The 16,407-nt window shown below is 68.2% G+C and carries 20 protein-coding genes; 7 read left to right on the plus strand and 13 right to left on the minus strand.

Annotated features, from left to right (window positions below; all coding sequences use genetic code 11):
* Window positions 1–21: 21 nt before the first annotated feature.
* Together NL112_RS15940 and NL112_RS15945 are read right to left on the minus strand one after the other, a co-directional pair.
* Window positions 22–1,320 (minus strand): hypothetical protein, encoded by a 1,299-nt coding sequence (locus NL112_RS15940; protein ID WP_255149838.1) that lies wholly within the window; start codon window positions 1,318–1,320, stop codon window positions 22–24.
* A gap of 59 nt (window positions 1,321–1,379) precedes the next feature.
* A complete protein-coding gene (locus tag NL112_RS15945) occupies window positions 1,380–2,222 on the minus strand; it encodes an MBL fold metallo-hydrolase (protein ID WP_255149839.1) in 843 nt (280 codons plus the stop codon).
* Between the two features lie 72 nt (window positions 2,223–2,294).
* Between NL112_RS15945 and NL112_RS15950 the strand changes: the two genes are divergently transcribed.
* Window positions 2,295–2,666 carry a hypothetical protein gene (locus NL112_RS15950; protein WP_255149840.1) on the plus strand — a complete coding sequence of 124 codons (372 nt, stop codon included), beginning with the start codon at window positions 2,295–2,297 and terminating at the stop codon, window positions 2,664–2,666.
* Window positions 2,667–2,682: 16 nt separating this feature from the next.
* Here the strand turns inward: NL112_RS15950 and NL112_RS15955 are convergent, their stop codons facing one another.
* The gene (locus NL112_RS15955; RefSeq protein ID WP_255149841.1) at window positions 2,683–3,087 is read right to left on the minus strand and encodes a YlbF/YmcA family competence regulator; all 405 of its coding nucleotides are present in this window, start codon (window positions 3,085–3,087) and stop codon (window positions 2,683–2,685) included.
* An 89-nt stretch (window positions 3,088–3,176) separates the two neighbouring features.
* On the opposite strand from NL112_RS15955, the gene dph2 reads away from it, so the two are divergent.
* From dph2 to NL112_RS15970, 3 genes are all read left to right on the plus strand, one after another.
* Window positions 3,177–4,226, plus strand: a complete 1,050-nt coding sequence (gene dph2, locus NL112_RS15960; protein WP_255149842.1) for a diphthamide biosynthesis enzyme Dph2 — start codon at window positions 3,177–3,179, stop codon at window positions 4,224–4,226.
* A gap of 119 nt (window positions 4,227–4,345) precedes the next feature.
* A complete protein-coding gene (locus NL112_RS15965; RefSeq protein WP_255149843.1) occupies window positions 4,346–4,732 on the plus strand; it encodes a DUF7961 family protein in 387 nt (128 codons plus the stop codon).
* Window positions 4,732–5,349, plus strand: coding sequence for an METTL5 family protein (locus tag NL112_RS15970; RefSeq protein ID WP_350356130.1), 618 nt, complete (start codon window positions 4,732–4,734; stop codon window positions 5,347–5,349). The genes NL112_RS15965 and NL112_RS15970 overlap by 1 nt, the downstream gene beginning before the upstream one ends.
* Here NL112_RS15970 and NL112_RS15975 read toward each other — a convergent pair.
* Genes NL112_RS15975 through NL112_RS15990 form a run of 4 tightly spaced genes read right to left on the minus strand, consistent with a single transcriptional unit; the run spans window position 5,346 to window position 9,398 of the window.
* A complete protein-coding gene (locus NL112_RS15975; RefSeq protein WP_255149844.1) occupies window positions 5,346–6,974 on the minus strand; it encodes a rhomboid family intramembrane serine protease in 1,629 nt (542 codons plus the stop codon). The two genes, NL112_RS15970 and NL112_RS15975, sit on opposite strands and share 4 nt — an antisense overlap.
* Before the next feature lie 36 nt (window positions 6,975–7,010).
* On the minus strand, window positions 7,011–8,021 hold the full coding sequence (locus NL112_RS15980) for a quinone oxidoreductase family protein (protein ID WP_255149845.1): 1,011 nt from the start codon (window positions 8,019–8,021) through the stop codon (window positions 7,011–7,013).
* A gap of 48 nt (window positions 8,022–8,069) precedes the next feature.
* Window positions 8,070–8,273 carry a hypothetical protein gene (locus tag NL112_RS15985; protein ID WP_255149846.1) on the minus strand — a complete coding sequence of 68 codons (204 nt, stop codon included), beginning with the start codon at window positions 8,271–8,273 and terminating at the stop codon, window positions 8,070–8,072.
* Between the two features lie 42 nt (window positions 8,274–8,315).
* Entirely contained in the window at window positions 8,316–9,398 is a 1,083-nt protein-coding gene (locus NL112_RS15990) for a phosphotransferase family protein (protein ID WP_255149847.1), read from the minus strand.
* A 128-nt stretch (window positions 9,399–9,526) separates the two neighbouring features.
* On the opposite strand from NL112_RS15990, the gene NL112_RS15995 reads away from it, so the two are divergent.
* Together NL112_RS15995 and NL112_RS16000 are read left to right on the plus strand one after the other, a co-directional pair.
* On the plus strand, window positions 9,527–10,735 hold the full coding sequence (locus tag NL112_RS15995; RefSeq protein ID WP_255152613.1) for an acyl-CoA dehydrogenase family protein: 1,209 nt from the start codon (window positions 9,527–9,529) through the stop codon (window positions 10,733–10,735).
* Window positions 10,736–10,908: 173 nt separating this feature from the next.
* Entirely contained in the window at window positions 10,909–11,202 is a 294-nt protein-coding gene (locus tag NL112_RS16000; protein WP_255149848.1) for a hypothetical protein, read from the plus strand.
* Here the strand turns inward: NL112_RS16000 and NL112_RS16005 are convergent.
* Together NL112_RS16005 and NL112_RS16010 are read right to left on the minus strand one after the other, a co-directional pair.
* A complete protein-coding gene (locus NL112_RS16005) occupies window positions 11,165–11,812 on the minus strand; it encodes an ATP-binding protein (RefSeq protein ID WP_255149849.1) in 648 nt (215 codons plus the stop codon). The genes NL112_RS16000 and NL112_RS16005 overlap by 38 nt on opposite strands.
* A 2-nt stretch (window positions 11,813–11,814) precedes the next feature.
* A complete protein-coding gene (locus tag NL112_RS16010; RefSeq protein WP_255149850.1) occupies window positions 11,815–12,288 on the minus strand; it encodes a redoxin domain-containing protein in 474 nt (157 codons plus the stop codon).
* Window positions 12,289–12,361: 73 nt separating this feature from the next.
* Here NL112_RS16010 and NL112_RS16015 point away from each other — a divergent pair, with 73 nt between their 5' ends.
* Window positions 12,362–12,637, plus strand: coding sequence for a glutaredoxin family protein (locus NL112_RS16015; RefSeq protein WP_255149851.1), 276 nt, complete (start codon window positions 12,362–12,364; stop codon window positions 12,635–12,637).
* On the opposite strand, the gene NL112_RS16020 is transcribed toward NL112_RS16015, so the two are convergent.
* The 4 genes from NL112_RS16020 to NL112_RS16035 all read right to left on the minus strand — a co-directional run bounded on the left by NL112_RS16020 (window position 12,638) and on the right by NL112_RS16035 (window position 16,401).
* On the minus strand, window positions 12,638–13,048 hold the full coding sequence (locus tag NL112_RS16020; RefSeq protein ID WP_255149852.1) for a cupin domain-containing protein: 411 nt from the start codon (window positions 13,046–13,048) through the stop codon (window positions 12,638–12,640).
* Window positions 13,049–13,086: 38 nt separating this feature from the next.
* Window positions 13,087–13,845, minus strand: coding sequence for an SIR2 family NAD-dependent protein deacylase (locus NL112_RS16025; RefSeq protein ID WP_255149853.1), 759 nt, complete (start codon window positions 13,843–13,845; stop codon window positions 13,087–13,089).
* 50 nt (window positions 13,846–13,895) lie between these two features.
* On the minus strand, window positions 13,896–15,092 hold the full coding sequence (locus tag NL112_RS16030; protein ID WP_255149854.1) for an MFS transporter: 1,197 nt from the start codon (window positions 15,090–15,092) through the stop codon (window positions 13,896–13,898).
* 79 nt (window positions 15,093–15,171) lie between these two features.
* Complete coding sequence (locus NL112_RS16035; protein ID WP_255149855.1) at window positions 15,172–16,401, minus strand: acyl-CoA dehydrogenase family protein; 1,230 nt, start codon at window positions 16,399–16,401, stop codon at window positions 15,172–15,174.
* Window positions 16,402–16,407: the final 6 nt, after the last annotated feature.

Below are 16,407 nucleotides of genomic sequence, written 5' to 3' on the forward strand. Positions count from 1 at the left end.
GTAAAACGCGTCCGGTTCCGGCTACTGGTCGTCCCCGTCGTCGTTCCCCGGCCCCTCGACCTGTGCGCCGAACACGGTGGAGAGCTGTTCGCGCATCTTCGAGATGGCCTCGATGTCCTCCCGTGCGTCCTCGTACTCGGTTTCGAGTTCCTCGAGCCGCTCGTCGAGCTCCTCGACGCGGTCGACCGACGCCTCGAGCTCCTCGACCTCGTCGGACAACGCGTCGACGCGTTCCTCGATGTCGTCGACCGCGTCGTCGTGGTCCCCGACTGTCTCCCGGAGGTCAGCGACGCCGTCGCGCACGTCGGAGACGTCGGACTCCACCTCGTCGACGCGGTCCTGCACGTCCTCGAGCGCCGCCTTCCCGCCGCCGTTCTCGTCGAGGAACGCCTCGAGCGCCCCGGTGTACGCCCGGAGGTCCGCAAGCTCCGTCTGGAGTTGCTCGATGCGTGCGTCCGTCGTTCCGTCCTCCGCGGGAACATCGAGTGCGTCCCGGAGTACGTCGAGGTCGTCGTCGTCGACGTCGCCGGCCCGAACCTGCTCCGCGAGCGCCCCCGCGAGGTCGTCCGTGCCCGCGCCTGTCCCGTCGTTGACCCCCGCGGTCTCCTCGGCCTCGGCGACGACCGGTTCGTCGTCGTCGCCGTCGTCGTCGGCATCGTGGCCCGCGTCGTCGTCCGCCACTCCGTTGCCGTCGGGTTCGTCGATGTCGGACTCCACGTTCCCGTCGCCGTCGCCGAGGTCGATTGGGTCGACGGAATCCGACTCTGCGTCGATGGGGTCGTCCGCGTCGACATCGCCGGCGCCGTCGGGGGTGGTGCTGGCGTCCGGCTCGTCGCGCGCGCGCTCGTCGGTCTCGGTGTCGGCGGCCGCGATGGCCGCCTCGATGTCCGAGTCGTCCGACCCGCCGCCGTCGTCCCCGATGACGTCCCGGACCACCTGGCCGGCGTCGTCGAGCGGCGGGTCGACGGTCTCGAGCGTGGGCTCCGACATGAAGCTCTCCACGTCGTCGGTCTGGCTCGCGCGGAGGCCGTACACCGTCGTGTACTCCTCACCGGCCTCGAACTCGCGTTCGAACACGATTTTCCCGTCCTCGACTGACCAGAACTCGGAACCGTACTTCGGGTGGAAGCCGATGTCCTCGGGGTCGACGCGGTCCGGCACTTCGTCGGAGAGTCGGACGGAGACCGTCTCGTCGCGGTCGGACCGCACGACGAACGCGATGGCAGGGACCGGGAAATCGTCGGGTTCGAACGACTTCTCGACCGACACGCCCTCGCTGGAGATGGACACCGTTACCTCGGCTGGGTCGGCGTTACTCATACACCCCCGCGTTCGTGTCCCGGCGTATAAATCTACGCTCCTCTTCGACGAATCGAACCTCAGACGGTCGTCCTGTCGCCTATTTCGAGCAGTTCGACCGTTCGAGGCGCCTCGAACGACCTGACGTGGGGCCACACGGCCGTCGGGTCGGCCGTCAGCCCCTTCCAGATGTCCCAGTGGGTCGGCACCAGTCGCTCCATCCCGACCTGCGCGGCGGCTTCAGCCACGTCGTTCTCGTCGGAGTACCACCGGGTGTACGTCGGTTCGCGCGTCTCCTTGTCGAGTATCATGCCGGAGCTACCGAACGCGAGCGCGCCGAGGTCGACCTCGTAGCGGTCGCCCACGCGCTCGAACGTCTCGCCGGGGCGGGCGTCACCGCCGTGGAAGAAGGTTTCCGAGTCGTGTTCGAACACGTACGACACCGGATGGCTCGCGTCGGGGTCGTTGGCCGCTTCGACGTGGACCGTCAGCGAGCCGACCTCGACGGTGTCTCCCTCCCCGACCTCCCGGAGTTGGTCGGCATCGACGCCGTACTCGTCGGTCCAGCCTTCCTCTTCGACGACGGCCAGGGAGTCGTCGGGCGCGAGGTAGTCGGCGCCAGTCTCAGCGAGGATGGGCCCCTGGGTCGGTCCGTGGACGTGGTCGGAGTGCTCGTGGGTGGCGAACACCGCGTCCACACCGGTCACGTCCGTGGGCGCGAACGGAACCGGCACCATCCGTACAGTTCGGGGCGGGTCGCCGTTTCCGAGATACGGGTCGACGAGGAGGGTCGTCCCGTCGGCGGCTTTGAGGAAGAAGCCGTTGCATCCGAGATACCAGACGTCGAGTCCGTCGGGGTCGGCCGATTCGACCTCGCGGGGGAGCCAGTCGCCCCAGTCGGAGCCGGGAAACTCGTGGGCCATGTGCGGAGCCGCGTCGGGAGAGGACAAAAACCGGTCGCCATCTTTTCGGCCCCGGCGAGCCGACCCCCCGCCGTGGACCCACATCTCCGCGACGGGCTACTGGCCGTCTGCGCGCTCGGTCTGCTGGTCGTGGTCGCCGCGCTCGCCGGCGCCATCGGCTCGCTCGTCGACTGGCAGGCAGCGGTGGTCGGCGTCGTCGGGTCGCTCCTGCTGGAGGCGCTGTTCCTGCGATACCCCGACCGGAGTCGCGAGTTGTGGGAACGTCGGCCCATCCAGGCCGCCGCGTTTGCGCTGATAGCCGGGCTCGGCATCGCCGCGATGCGGTCCGGCCTCGGTTGGATACTGGCCGCGCTGGCGTGGGGTCTCGTCGCGTATCTGCTGGTGCTCGGGGTCGTCGTCGCGGGCTACCCGAACCCGGTCGCACGGCTGGCCGAGCGCGGATAACGGAGAGGTGAGTCGGTCAGTCCTCGCAACAGCCGCCGGCCTTCTGTCCGAAGTCGACGGACAGGGGCGCGGAGATCATCTCGTTGAGTTCCTGCAGTTCGAGTTCTAGTTGGGATTGGGCTTCGAGGTACTCGCTCATCTCGGGGATGTCGTGGAGTTCCTCCTGGGTCGCTTGGAGTTCACGGAGGTCCTCGTTGGTGGCGTCCCCCGTCTGCCGGGCCATCATGAACTCCTCGCGGATGCTCTCGAACTCCTGTATCTTCGCCTGCGCCTCCTCGCTGTTCTCGACGGCCGCCTTCGCCTCGGCGAACCGCTGGTAGGAGGAGAGGTCGGTGATGGCGTCGCCGAGTTCGTTGGCGAGTTCGGTCGCGCGCACGGCGGCGTCCACGTCGGTCTCGGAGTCGGTGGAGTCGACGCTCATTACTCGCCGTTGGGTCTCGCCCGGTTTAGGTCTGCCGAAGGCGGCGGGGAAGCGCGCTCGTTTTACGGCTCCGGCCGGTACGGCCCCCAATGAGCCAGGACGCGGAGCGGACCGAGGGGGACCTCCGGAACACGGGGATGGCCCTCAAACACGAGCGGACGTGGGACTACGAACTCGACCGCATCGTCGAGGAGGTCGAAGAGCGCGACGCCGAGAAAGTGGGCCTCCAGTTCCCGGAGGGACTGAAGCGCCGCGCCCCACACGTCGCGGACGACCTTCGGGCGCTGTTGCCCGACGGCGTCCGCGTGCTCATCTCCGGCCAGCCGTGTTACGGCGCCTGCGACCTCGACACGTACATGATGCGCCGGACGGACGTGTTCGTCCACTTCGGCCACTCCCCGATGAAGGACTCGGAGAAAATCATCTACGTCCCCCTGTTCTCGAACGTCGACGTCGAACCCATCATGGAGGAGTCGCTGGCGGAACTCGCCGACCCGGACGACGACCCCGACGTGGGCCTGGTGACGACCGCCCAGCACATGAACAAGTTCGACGAGATGCGCGCGTGGCTGGAGGAGCGTGGCTTCACCGTCCACACGCGCCGCGGCGACGACCGCCTCACCCACGAGGGGCAGGTGCTCGGCTGTAACTACGCCAGCGCCGACATCGACGCCGAACAGGTACTGTACGTCGGCGGCGGGAAGTTCCACCCGCTGGGGCTGGCAATGGAACACCCGGACAAGAACGTCGTCATCGCGGACCCCGTCAACAACGCGGTGTCGGTCGCGGACACCGAGAAGTTCCTGAAACAGCGGTACGCCTCGGTCCACAAGGCGATGGACGCCGAGACGTGGGGGGTCGTGTTCTGTACCAAAATCGGGCAGGGCCGCTGGGAGGTCGCCAACGACATCGTCGAGAGCAACGACGACGCCTACCTCCTGACGATGGACGAGGTGACGCCCGACCGGCTCACGCAGTTCGGGTTCGACGCCTACGTCAACACTGGCTGTCCCCGCATCACCACGGACGACGGCCCGCAGTTCAAGCGACCGATGCTCACGCCCGGCGAGTACGAGATAGCTATCGGCGAGAAGCCGCTGGACGAACTCTCCTTCGACACGTTCCACGGCACCTGGTAGTCCGCCCCACCGGGCTCGGTGCCGCTCGCGTCGCTCCCTGGGGACACTCTTGCGCAGGGGACATATGCATGCTGTGCATACACAAATCTATTAGTATGTCCAGTAGATATGGACACGTGATGAGCACCCGTTCGTTCGACTCCGCGGTGGACTCGTGTCGGCCGGCCGACGCCGACCCCGTGAGCCTGCCCGCGACGGCGCTGGAATCGACCGCTCCCGAGTATCTGCGTGACCTGAAGTACGAACTCAGCGAGGCGGGAAAGGTGCCTGCCGAGGTCCATCTGACGGTCACGTTCGCGGAGGACTGTTCGTTCGCCACCCAGGACGTCGCGGAGGAGGTCCGCGAGTACGTGCGCGCCGCGTCGTTCCTCGGGGCCGGGCGACTCGCCGTCACCGTCGAGTCGGTGGCCGACGAGTCGAAGGTCGAACCGGCGCTGGCGGCGGTCCAGGAGCGCGCGCGCCGCGAGGGCGTGACGCTGTCCGTCGACGGTCCGGTCACGGTCTGATGACCCGCCGGCGGCTCGCACAGGAACTCGGCGTCGTCGCCGGCTTCGAGAACCCGCGTGCTCCCCTCGAACAGTACCACACGCCGCCCGACCTGGCGGCACACATCGTCCACCACGCCGACCTGCAGGGCGACATCGAGAACCGAACGGTCGTCGACCTCGGCACCGGCACGGGGATGTTGGCGCTGGGTGCGGCCCTTCGGGGCCCCGAGCGGGTCGTCGGGGTAGAACTCGACCCGGCGCCGCTGGCGACCGCCCGCGAGAACGAACGGAAGGTCGCGGCTCGCCCGGACGTGGACTGGATACGCGCCGATGCGACCCGCGTGCCGCTGTGTCTCACCGACGCGACCGTGCTGATGAACCCCCCGTTCGGCGCGCAGACCGGAAACGAACACGCCGACCGCGCCTTTCTCGACACCGCGGCCGACGTCGCCCGGGTCTCCTACTCGGTTCACAACGAGGGGAGCCGCGAGTTCGTGGAGGCGTTCGTCGCCGACGCCGGCGGCGAGGTGACCCACGCGTTCGCCGCGGAGTTCGACCTCCCGCGCCAGTTCGACCACCACGACAGCGACCGGGAGACGCTCGACGCCGAGGTGTTCCGCGTCGTCTGGCGCTAGTTGAACGTCTCCCGGGTCGCGACCCCGACCCGCGTGTCGTTGACCGTCGCGTACACCGTTCTCGGCTCGCGGACGAACGTGAGTCCCGCGGCGGACCGGCTCTCGTTTATCGGCGGAATCGCCGCCCGCCCGAGCGTCCGGTTCCCCCGCGAGACGACGAGGTCGAACCGGCGCTCCGTCGCGACGACGGTGACGTTCCGACCCCGAATCGTCGGCTCGGCCGTGGCGTTGGGCGACCGGAAGGCGAGTCTGGACTCGCCGCCTTCGGGCGCGAGGAACACCTTGTAGACTGTCGACGCACCCGCCGGCGTCCACCCCGTGCGGTTGGCGACGACGCGGCGTTCCCATCCGACGCCACCCACCGTGACGACCTGACGGCCGGCGAAGCCGAGTCGACCCTTCGAGACGGCCTGCCACCAGATGTTCCGCCGTTCGTTGGCGACGATGACGCCGCTTGCCGTCACCCCCGACGTGTTGATGAGCGGCAGGTCGTAGGCGCCCACGAGCCGGTTCGGCGTGTCTTCCGCGTAGTAGACGGTGTAGTCGCGAACGTCGACCGCCGTCTCCGCGTCCGTGCCCACGTCACCGACAGCCAGCAAGTTGTACGGGACCGCAACGAGGGCAAGCGCCAGCAGGACGGCCGCGAGCGTGCCGACGGCGGCTTCCCGGCGCGAGAGCCCGATGCTGGGCAGGAGCGTCCGGTTCGACGCCCGGGCGGCGGCGGCGACCAGCGCCGCGAGAACGAGAAGCGCCGCCAGCCCGCCGGCCCGGAACAGCTGATAGCGGCCGCCCCCGAGGATGAAGTACACCGCCCACATCCCCTTCGCGGCGGCGAATGCGAGCGCGCCGAACCACACCCGGCCCGCGGGTGCGACGCTGTCCCGCCGGCGAAACAGCAGCACCGCCGCGACCAGCCCCATGAAGAAGCCGAGCGCGTGCCCCTGGATGGCGATGCCGGCCCACCACGGCGAGGAGAAGGAGACGCCCGTGGAGCCGAACCCGACGGGCGAGCGGAGCGCGCGGTACAGCAGCGAGACGAGGTCCGAGCCGACGAGCAACACGACCGTCGCAATCGGGTAGCGGACGACTGCGAACCCCGCGAACGCGAACACGACGCCCGAGAACCCGATGACCGGGCCGAGGCCGAACGCTCCCGAGAGGACCGCCGCGACGACGCAGGCGACTGTGAACGCCAGGACGCGAGCGAACGGGTTCTCCGGGAGCGAGCGGAACGACTGGCTCCCGCGACGGGTGGGGAAATGTCCCCACGCGTACTCGGCGAGCGACCCGAACACCAGCGTTCCGAGGAGGTTACCGACGATGTGGCCTCCGTCGGCGTGTGCGAGCCCGGCGGTGATGATACCCACCGGGTAGAAGTACGACCACGCGCGGAACGGGATGACGAGCGGGTCGTGCCAGCTATCGAACCCGCCCTGCACGACCAGATAAAACAGGAGGACGACGCCCATCGTGAGTAACGTCCCCCACGGGACGCCGAGAACGAGCCGTCGGCGGAGGCGTTGTCCCCACCGACCGCCGGGGCGAGCCAGCGCGACGACGACCCCGGCGGAGAGCGCGCCGGCGGCGACGAGAACCAGCCGGTACACCCACGGCGGAACCTGCATGCGGGTCCGAAGGGACGGCTCCGGTTTATAGCCACCTCACGGCTCGACGACGAGCTTGCCGAACGCGTCCCGCTCGGCCATGTCGCGAAACGCCTCGCGCGTCTCCTCGAGCGGGTACGTCCCGCCGACGACCGGGTCGAACGCGCCGTCCGAGACCAACTCGACTAGCCGCTCCAGTTCCGGCTGGGTGCCCATCGTGCTGCCGAGTATCTCCTGATGCTGGAGGAAGAACGGAGCGGCCGCAGTGTCGACGCGGGAGCCGGCCGTGCGCCCACAGACCACCTGCCGGCCGCCGCGCTCGAGCACCTTCCCCGCCACCTCGGTGAACTCGCCGGCGAGGTGGTTGAGGGCGGCGTTCACCTGCCCGACGCCACGCACCTCGCGCACGATGTCGTCGGGGTCTCCGCTCACGACGACGTGCGAACAGCCGATGTCGTCGAGTCGGTCGGCCTTGCGTTGGGAGGTGGTAGTGCCGACCGTCTCGACGCCCAGTACGTCGCCCAACTGGACCGCGGCGACGCCGACGCCGCCCGTCGCGCCCGGGACGAAGACCGTATCGCCCGCCGTCACGTCGGCCTTCCGGTACATGTGCCAGGCCGTCAGATACGCCGTCGGCAGACAGGCGGCGTCGCGGAAGGATAGGTCGTCGGGCAACGCGATGAGCCGGTCGGCGGTCACCGTCGCCTGCTCGGCGAGCCCCCCGTGGTACAGCATGAACGACTGACAGAGGTTCTCGGGTCCTTCGCGGCAGTATCGGCACGTGCCGCAGGTCTGATTCGGACACAGGACGACGCGGTCGCCCTCGGAGACGCTCGCGCCCGGGCCCGTCTCGGCGACGACGCCGGCCACGTCGAGTCCGGACACGAACGGGAGCGCGCCTTCCGAGACCATCGCCGAGTCGCCCTGCAGTATCCAGAGGTCGTGGCGGTTGATAGAGCAGGCCCGAACGTCGACGACGGCCTCGCCCTCGCCGGGTTGGGGGTCGTCGCGGTCGACGAGTTCGACGCCGTCCGGTCCGGTCAGGTCGGTGAACGCGGCTACTCGCATGCGCCGGTGGTGCCGCGCCACGGAGATATACGTTCGGTCACCGGAACTCTACCTGGATATCCAGGCGTACGACTGGACGGCGCCGAACAGCACCGCGAGCGCCCCGTTCTCGACCACGAGCAGGGTCGACCCCATGTCGGTCGCCTGCAGGCCGACAGCGACGATACCGAACAGCGTCGCCAGAACGAGGTTGTACTTCGCCAGCGCCGACCAGCAGGACTGGTCGAGTTCCACGAGTCCGTCGCTCCCCATACCCCGACGGTCGAGAGCGAGCGCCAAAACGTTGGGCGGTCGTTACAGCGGCTCCTCGCCGTCGATGATGCGGAGCGCGCGCTCGGCCAGTTTGGGGACGCCCTCGCGCATCTTCGGGTACATGGGGTCGTCGGAGTTGCCCTCCAGATAGCGACGGAAGAACATCTCGCCGAGGCCGGCGAGTTTGTAGACGGCGAGCGCCCGATAGAAGCGGTCGTGGTCGTACTCGAATCCGGTCAGTTCCTCGTAGCGGTCGACCAGTTCCCGGCGCGTGGAGTAGCCCTCGCGGGTCATGAACGTGTTCGACAACGAGGAAGTCGACTCCGGCGGGTCGGGGTCCTTCTCGTCCCACCAGTAGGAGAGCATCCACCCGAGGTCGGTGAACGGGTCGCCCAGCGTCGCCATCTCCCAGTCCATGACGGCGACTATCTCCGGCGGCGTGCCCGGGCCGTACATCACGTTGTCCAGTTTGTAGTCGCCGTGGACGAGCGTCGCGGGCGTCTCCTCGGGGACGTTGTCCTGGAGCCACTCCATCACGTCGTACAGCTCCGGCACCTCGCGCTCGTCGGCCGTCACCGAGAACGCCCACATCAACTGCTCGGACCAGCGTTTCACCTGTCGTTCGGTGAACCCCGGCGGGTAGCCGAAGTCGCCGTGTTCCAGACCGACGGCGTCGTAGTCGACCCCGTGGATGGCCGCGAGCGTCTCGACGAGTTCCACCCCCACCCGCTCGCGGTGCTCGGGGGTCGCGAACCGCTCGGGCTCCTCGTCGCGGAGCACGTCGCCGTCCACCTTCTTCATCACGTAGAAGTCGCTCCCGAGAACGCTCTCGTCGTCACAGGAGAGCACCGTCTCGGGGACCGGAACGTCGGTCCCCTGAAGCGCGTCGACGACGCGGTACTCCCGGAGCACGTCGTGGGCACGGTCGGCCGTCTCGCCCGGGGGCGGCCGCCGGATGACCAGTTCGTCGTCGCCCCAGGTCACGAACAGCGTCTCGTTGGAGTGGCCCTCCTGATGGTGTTCGACCTCGTAGCTCTCCGCCGGCCCCAGCGCCGCTTCCAGATACGCCGCCAGCGCATCCTGGTCGACGATGCGCGCGAAGTAGTCCTCGTCCGGCTCGCTCATGCGACCACCGTCTCTAACATTGTAAGCGAGCTATACCTCGGGGAGGACGTATATTTAGGGATTCCCCTCCGAATCCCGATAAAATCGGTGCCGGTTGTTTTACATTGGTGTACGAGCAAGCGGGCGTCATGGAGTACCACGACTCCGAGCGAGCGAAGGAACTCGAGGCGCGAGCACGCGAGTTCGTCGACGAGGTGGTCATCCCCGCCGAGCGCGAACAGCTCGGGCAGGGGCCACCGAGCGACGACCTCATCGAGGAACTCCGGGCCGAGGCCCGCGAGCGGGGCATCTACTGCCCGCAGATAGACGAAGAGTGGGGTGGCATGGGCGAGGAGTTCCGCGACGTCCTGCCGCTGTTCGAGCAAGCCGGACGCTCGCTTCTCGGTGCGGCCGCGATGCGCGTCGACGCGCCCGACGAGGGGAACATGCACACCTTCGAACTCGTCGGGAGCCAGCGCCAGAAGGAAGAGTGGCTGAAGCCGCTCGTCGCCGGTGAGATTCGGTCCGGGTTCTCGATGACCGAACCGAAGGCCGGCGCCGGCTCCGACCCGAAGATGTTGAAGACCACCGCGGAGAAGGACGGCGACGAGTGGGTCGTCAACGGCCACAAGTGGTGGACCACCCAGGGGAGCCTGGCGGACGTGCTCATCGTCATGGCCGTCACGGACCCCGACGCCCACCCGTATCAGGGTGCGTCGATGATTCTCGTACCCTCGGACGCCGACGGCGTCGAAATCAAACGCGACATCCCGCATCTCGGTCCCGACATGGACGGTCAGGGCCACGCCGAAATCGTCTACGACGACGTCCGCGTCCCCGAGGAGAACCTGCTCGGCGCGGAGAACGCCGGCTTCGCTATCGCCCAGCAGCGTCTCGGCCCCGCACGACTCACTCACTGTATGCGCTTTTCGGGGATGGCCCAGCGCGCACTCGAGATAGCCAAGGCGTACATCGACGACCGCGAGGCGTTCGGCTCGAAGATTAGCGAGAAGCAGTCGCTCCGCTACCGCATCGCCGACGCCGAGACCCGCCTCCACGCGGCCCGCTGTATGGTCCGCAACGCCGCCGAGGAGATTTCGAGGGGCGAGCAGGCCCGGGTTCCGGTCTCGATGAGCAAGGTGTTCACCGCGAACGTCTGTCAGGAGGTCATCGACCTCGCGGTCCAGGCGTGTGGCGGGACGGGCATCTCCCGTGACACCCCCATCGCGGACTTCTACGAGGCGGTCCGGGCGTTCCGTATCGTCGACGGGGCCGACGAGGTCCACAACCGCGTCATCGCCCGCGACGCGTTCGAGGACCTCGACCACTCGGAGGTCGAGCATCTGACGACGTTCTGACCACGTCGCCGTTCCCCTCCGAAAGTTCAAGTACCGGACCGCGGCCACCGGCCCCGTGACCTGAACGCGGTCGTGACGGGCCTCGGCGGTTGCGTGGCCCACCCGTCACGGCAACCGGCACGGGCCGCCTGCTCGCCACGGAAGCTTTGTCACTCGCCGTCGTCGCGGCACCCATGGGCGACAATCACCTCGTCGCTCCGACAGGGGAATGGGGCCCCCACGTTCGGGCCGAACTGGAGGCGACCGACTGGTCGAAGACACCGGTCGTCGACGTCGTGACGTTCCTGCCGGCGACGAGTCGCGGACTGGAGGGGGACCAGCGGCGCGTGGAGGTGTACCGCCACGTCGAGGGGCCGCCACTGTCGCTGTACGAGAACGCCGAGCGACGGGTCCGCGTCGAACGCCTCACTCGGCCGCTGTTCGAGCGGCTCACAGCCGACGCCGAATCCAGTCCCCGACAGCGGTGACGGTCTCGTCGACAGTCGCGTCGGTGTTGTCGAACGAGTCGTAGTCCGCCCTGTCGTCGGCGAGCCGCCGGAATCGCTCGTTCGCGGCCGTCTGTGCGTCCACGTCTGCCCAGGGTTCACCGGAGTCGGCCGCCCCGTCCCACCCCGGCCGCGCACGGATACGGCGGGCCTGTTCGTCGGGATCACAGACCAGCGCGAGATACTCGATGCACGGGAAGTAGTCGGCTTCCGCGAGCGACTCCGTCCGCTCTGCATCCCCGAGCGCGCTCCCGAAGGCGACGACCGGACGGCCGGACTGCCCGAGGCTGGCGTACCGGAGGAGGTGGAACCCGTGGCGCGACTCGTCGGGGACGCTGCGCCAGGCCGTCGCCACGTCGCCGCGGGGTTCGAGCCAGTAGAGGTCCGACTCGACGACGACGGCGTCGACGGTGCCGACCACCTCCCGGTACGCGGTGGTCTTGCCGACGGCCGACGCGCCGGTCACCACCAACAGCGGCTGGGACTCGTACTGTCGGGTCGCACCGCAGGCCGGGCAGGTTACCGTTCCGGCGTCGTGATCGACCGAGACGTCCCGGCGCGTCGCCGAGCAGTCCGGACAGAAGGTGAACACACTCAGAGATCCGCGACCGCGGCCTCTATCTCCTCCCGTGGAACGGGATGTATCCAGTCGTCGCTCGACCAGACGTGCTTGACTTCCCTGTCGCCGTCGAGCACGTAGACGGCTCGCTTCGGCGTGTGGACGCCGGCCATCCCCTCGCGCTCGACCAGCAGGTCGTACGCCCGGGCGGCGTCGCATTCGAGGTCCGCGAAGAACGCGAACGGCAGGTCCTTCTGTCGGATGAACTCGTTCATCGAGTAGGGACCGTCCCGTCCGACGCCGACGACGGGCACGTCGAACTCCCCCCAGCCGGCGCGGGCGTAGCGTTTCCACCAGTTCTCGCCGATGGCGTTGAACACGAAGCCGAAGAACACGACGACCCCGCCCCGCTCGTCGAGCGTCTCGGAGAGCCTGCGGGCCCGGAACGCATCGCCGTCGCAGTACAGCGCCTCGAAGTCTGGAGCGACGTCGCCCTCGGTCGGTGGCATACTCGTGAGTGCGTGCCGGGTGGGAAAAACGGTTCGCCGCCGGAGTTATGCCGCCCCGCCCCGTCGCGTGCGTATGGGAATCACGCTCTATCGACTCGAAGGCTGTCCGTTCTGCGAGTTCGTCGTCGACGAACTGGACGAACTCGGCCTGGAGTACGACTCCGTGTGGGTCGAGGGGCTCCACTCCAAACGCGACGTCGTCCAGCGCGTCTCGGGCCAGCGGCAGGTCCCCGTCGTCGTCGACGACGAGTACGGCGTGACGATGAGCCAGAGCGCGCGAGTCATCGAGTATCTTCAGACGACGTACGGCGACGCCGACTCGCCCGACGACGTCGAGACGCCGGCCTGACTACTCGTCGGTATCGAGCGAGTGGGGGTCCAGTCCGGGGTCCTCGACGCGTGGGGCCCCCATCGCCAGTACGACGCCGGTGTCGTCGCCGACGTAGCGGTGGCCGTGTCCGGTTTCCGGGCCGGCGACCCAGAACGTGCCGGGACCGGCGTCGACGTACTCCTCCTCGCCCGACGGCCCGAGTTTCAGCGAGAACTCGCCCTCGACGACGTAGTAGAGCTCCTCCTGCTCGCTGTGGGCGTGGTACTGTATCTCCTCGTCCGGTTCGAAGTACCAGAGCTTGACTCCGATGTTCTCGGTGCCGAGTGCGTCGTCGACACCCCGGATAGTGAGGTCCGGCGGAATCTCGTCGATTTCGGAGAGGTCGGTCTCCGGTACGTCCTCGGTGTCCACCACGTCGTAGTAGACCATGCCACAAGCCACCAGGCCATCGGTGAGCAAAAAGCTACCTACGCGTCGGTCACGCGGTCGGCCAACTCCGGCAACACGTCGGTGACGTCGGCCCGGAAATCGTACTCGGCACGGCCGGACAGCGGCGTCGATTCGAGGTTGGCGAGCACCAGCGTCGCGCCGTTGTTCGCCGCCACGCGGGGAAACGACGCCGCGGGTTCGACTGTCAGCGACGACCCGGCGACGATGAACGTGTCCGCGCTCTCGGAGAGCGTCTGGGCGCGGAACAGCGCGTGCTCGGGCAACTGCTCGCCGAACAGCACGACGTCGGGTTTGAGAACGCCCTCGCAGTGGTCACACCGTGGCGGTATCTCGCCGTCGTCGACGCGGTCGTAGACGCCGTCGGCGTCGTAGCGGCGGTTGCACGACCGGCAGACGACCCGACGGCCGTTGCCGTGGACCTCGACCGGGTCGTCGCTCCCGGCGGCCTGATGGAGTCCGTCGACGTTCTGCGTGATGAGTCCGTCGAGGTGGCCCGAGGCTTCCAGGTCCGCGAGCGCGTCGTGGGCCGGGTTCGGGTCCACGTCGTCGCCGTACACCTCCTCGACGAGTTCGACCCGTTCGCGCCAGAACCCCTCCGGGTCGGCGTCGAACCGTGAGAGCCGGAAATCCTCCGGGTCGTACTCGTCCCAGACGCCGCCCTCGCTTCGGAAATCGGGGATGCCGGAAGCCGTCGACACGCCCGCTCCCGTGAGCGCCGCGACCGTGTCGGCATCGCGGATGGCGTCGGCCGCGAAGGCGAGTTCGCGCTCGTCCATGAGCGTCCCAACGGGTGATGGAGCAAAAGCCTCCCGGCCGAGCCAAGGGGTCATTCCGCCGCCGCTCGCGCCCGTGCGAGGCGTCGGGCGAACGCGACGGCCGCCAGCAGAACGAGCGCCAGACCGGCGACGGCGCCGACGGCTGTCAACGGCCCCCGTAGGTCCGCGACCCGTCCGACACCCACCAGCATCGGCAGACGAACCAGCGCGTAGGCCATCGACGCGGCCGACAGCACGGTCGCTCGCCCCACGTCGCCGGCGTTGTCGTTGATGAACTGGTTGACGACCGGGCGGAGTCCGGCGTTGGCACCGCGGTACAGGAAGAACGCCGGAAGCACGAGAAGGGGGAGGAGCGCGCTCCCGAGCAGGACGACCGCGACGACCGGTGGAACCAGAAGCACGGCCCGGCGCGCCCCGAACCACGCCGAGAGCCGGTCGGCGTAGTAGCTGGTACCGGCGGCGACGAGCGTGAACGCCGCATACAGCGGGCCCATCGCTGACACCTGGAGGCCGACCACGCGGGTGGCGACCGGCTGGACGTAGGCGTTGGTGACGGAGACGAGCGCGAAGAACACGGCGACGTAGGCGACGACGGAACGGAGCGGCGGCGAGAGCAGTCGGTCGCGCAACACGGGAAGCGCTTCCAGGACGGTCAGCCCGCCGTCGCCGTCGACGAACTGGCGGTTCTTCGGCATCGACACCAGAACGGGAAGACCGAGCACGAACAGCACCGTCGCGGCGACGAAGGGGAGTTCCGGCCGGACGGCGTACAGCGCGCCACCCGCCAGCATCGTCACGACGGTCACCGCGCGGTTGACCGCGCCGCCGCGTCCCCGGACCGTGGTGAACCGTCCCTCGTCGAGGCGCTCGCGGAGCATCTCGTAGAGCCACGCGTCGCCGCTTCCCGACCGGAACACGAGCGCGACGGACCACAGAGCGTAGAGGACCATGAACTCCGCGAACGCGGAGGCGACGACGAACCCCGCGATGGACAGCGCCATCGCCGCGTTGGATACGACGAGGCTGTTGCGCCGGCCGATGCGGTCGCCGACGTAGCCGGTCGGCACCTCGCCCACGACGGTCAACACCGCATGCTGGCTCGACAACAAGGCAATCTCGGTGTACGAGAGGTCCCGGTAGAGCAGAAACAGCGTGAACACCGGCGAGAAGAACCCGAACGACACCGACGCCTGATACAGGTAGTACTTCAACACCACCTCGTCCGGCAGTCGGTCGCCGAGCCTCACAGCCGGACGGTGCACACGGGGTCCCTAAACGGTTCCCTGAAGTCGATTCATGTAATCGAAACTGGACGTCAGAGACGGGTCAGTTGACGCCGAGCTGTTTGGCGATGGTGTTGAGCTGTATCTCGTCGGTCCCCTCGACGATGCGGAGGACGCGGGCGGTTTCGAGGCGGTCCATGAACGGGTTGTCCTCGCTGAGCCCGTTGCCGCCGTGGACCTGCACCACGTCGTCCGCGACGTCGAACAGCACGTTCGAGCAGAGATACTTCACGACGCTGGAATCGAGGATGGCCTGCTCGCCGTTGTCCATCTTCCACGCGAGTTTGAGGCCGGCGGCGTCCGCCGCGTACGCGCGGGCCTTCCCCTCCGCTATCTTGTGAGAGACGCCCTGGAACTTCCCGATGGGCCGTCCGAACGCCTCCCGGTCGTTGGCGTACTCGACGGCCTTCTCCAGCAGGAACTCGGCGTGGCCCATCGCCCGGGCGCCGATTTCGAGTCGGCCCAGCGAGAGGAACTCCATCGCCTCGTAGAAAGCGGTGTCGACGCTCCCGAGCACGCGGCTCTCGGGAACCCGGACGCCGTCGAACCGGAGCTCCGCCTGCTGGCCTTCCATCCCGACGGCGTTGTTCATCGACCCAACCTCGTACTCGTCCGCCTCGACGATGAAGCAGGTGATGCCACCGTACCGACCCATCTCCTCCTGTGGGGAGGTACGGGCGAACACCTGCACGAAGTCGGCGTACGGCGCGTTGGTTATCCACTGTTTCGTCCCGTCGATGACCCACTCGTCGCCGTCCTTCTCGGCGGTGGTCTCCATGTTCGGCGAGTCGGAGCCGACGCCGGGTTCGGTCTGTGCGAACGCCGTCGACACCTCGCCGCGAATCGCCGGCTTCAGATAGTCGTCTATCTGGTCGTCCTCGGCCTGCATCAGGAGTGGCTTGGGTCCTTCCGGCCCCGCGAGGACGAACTCCGTGAGGCCGCCGCCGTGGGCCGCGACGTGTTTCAGCATCCGGTACCACGTGACGTTCGAGACGCCCATGCCGCCGACGTCCTCGGGGAGGTTCGCGGCGTAGAAGCCCGCGTCTGCCGACCGCTTGCGTACCTCCTCGATGGCCTCCTGCACCTCGGGGACGAACCGTCCGTCGTCCTGGTGGCGCTTCCGGTGGTTCGACCACGTCTCGCCGAGGTCGTCCTCGATGGGCTCGACCTCCTGTTCGATGAAGTCGTCGAGCGAGGAGAGGATGAGGCGCGTCTCCTCGTCGGTGTCGAAACTGACCCCGGCGGAATCGGGGGAGGACTCCTGTGTTGCCATGACCCA

It is taken from the genome of Halorarius halobius, assembly GCF_024298865.1.
GTDB classification, from domain to species: domain Archaea; phylum Halobacteriota; class Halobacteria; order Halobacteriales; family Haloarculaceae; genus Halorarius; species Halorarius halobius.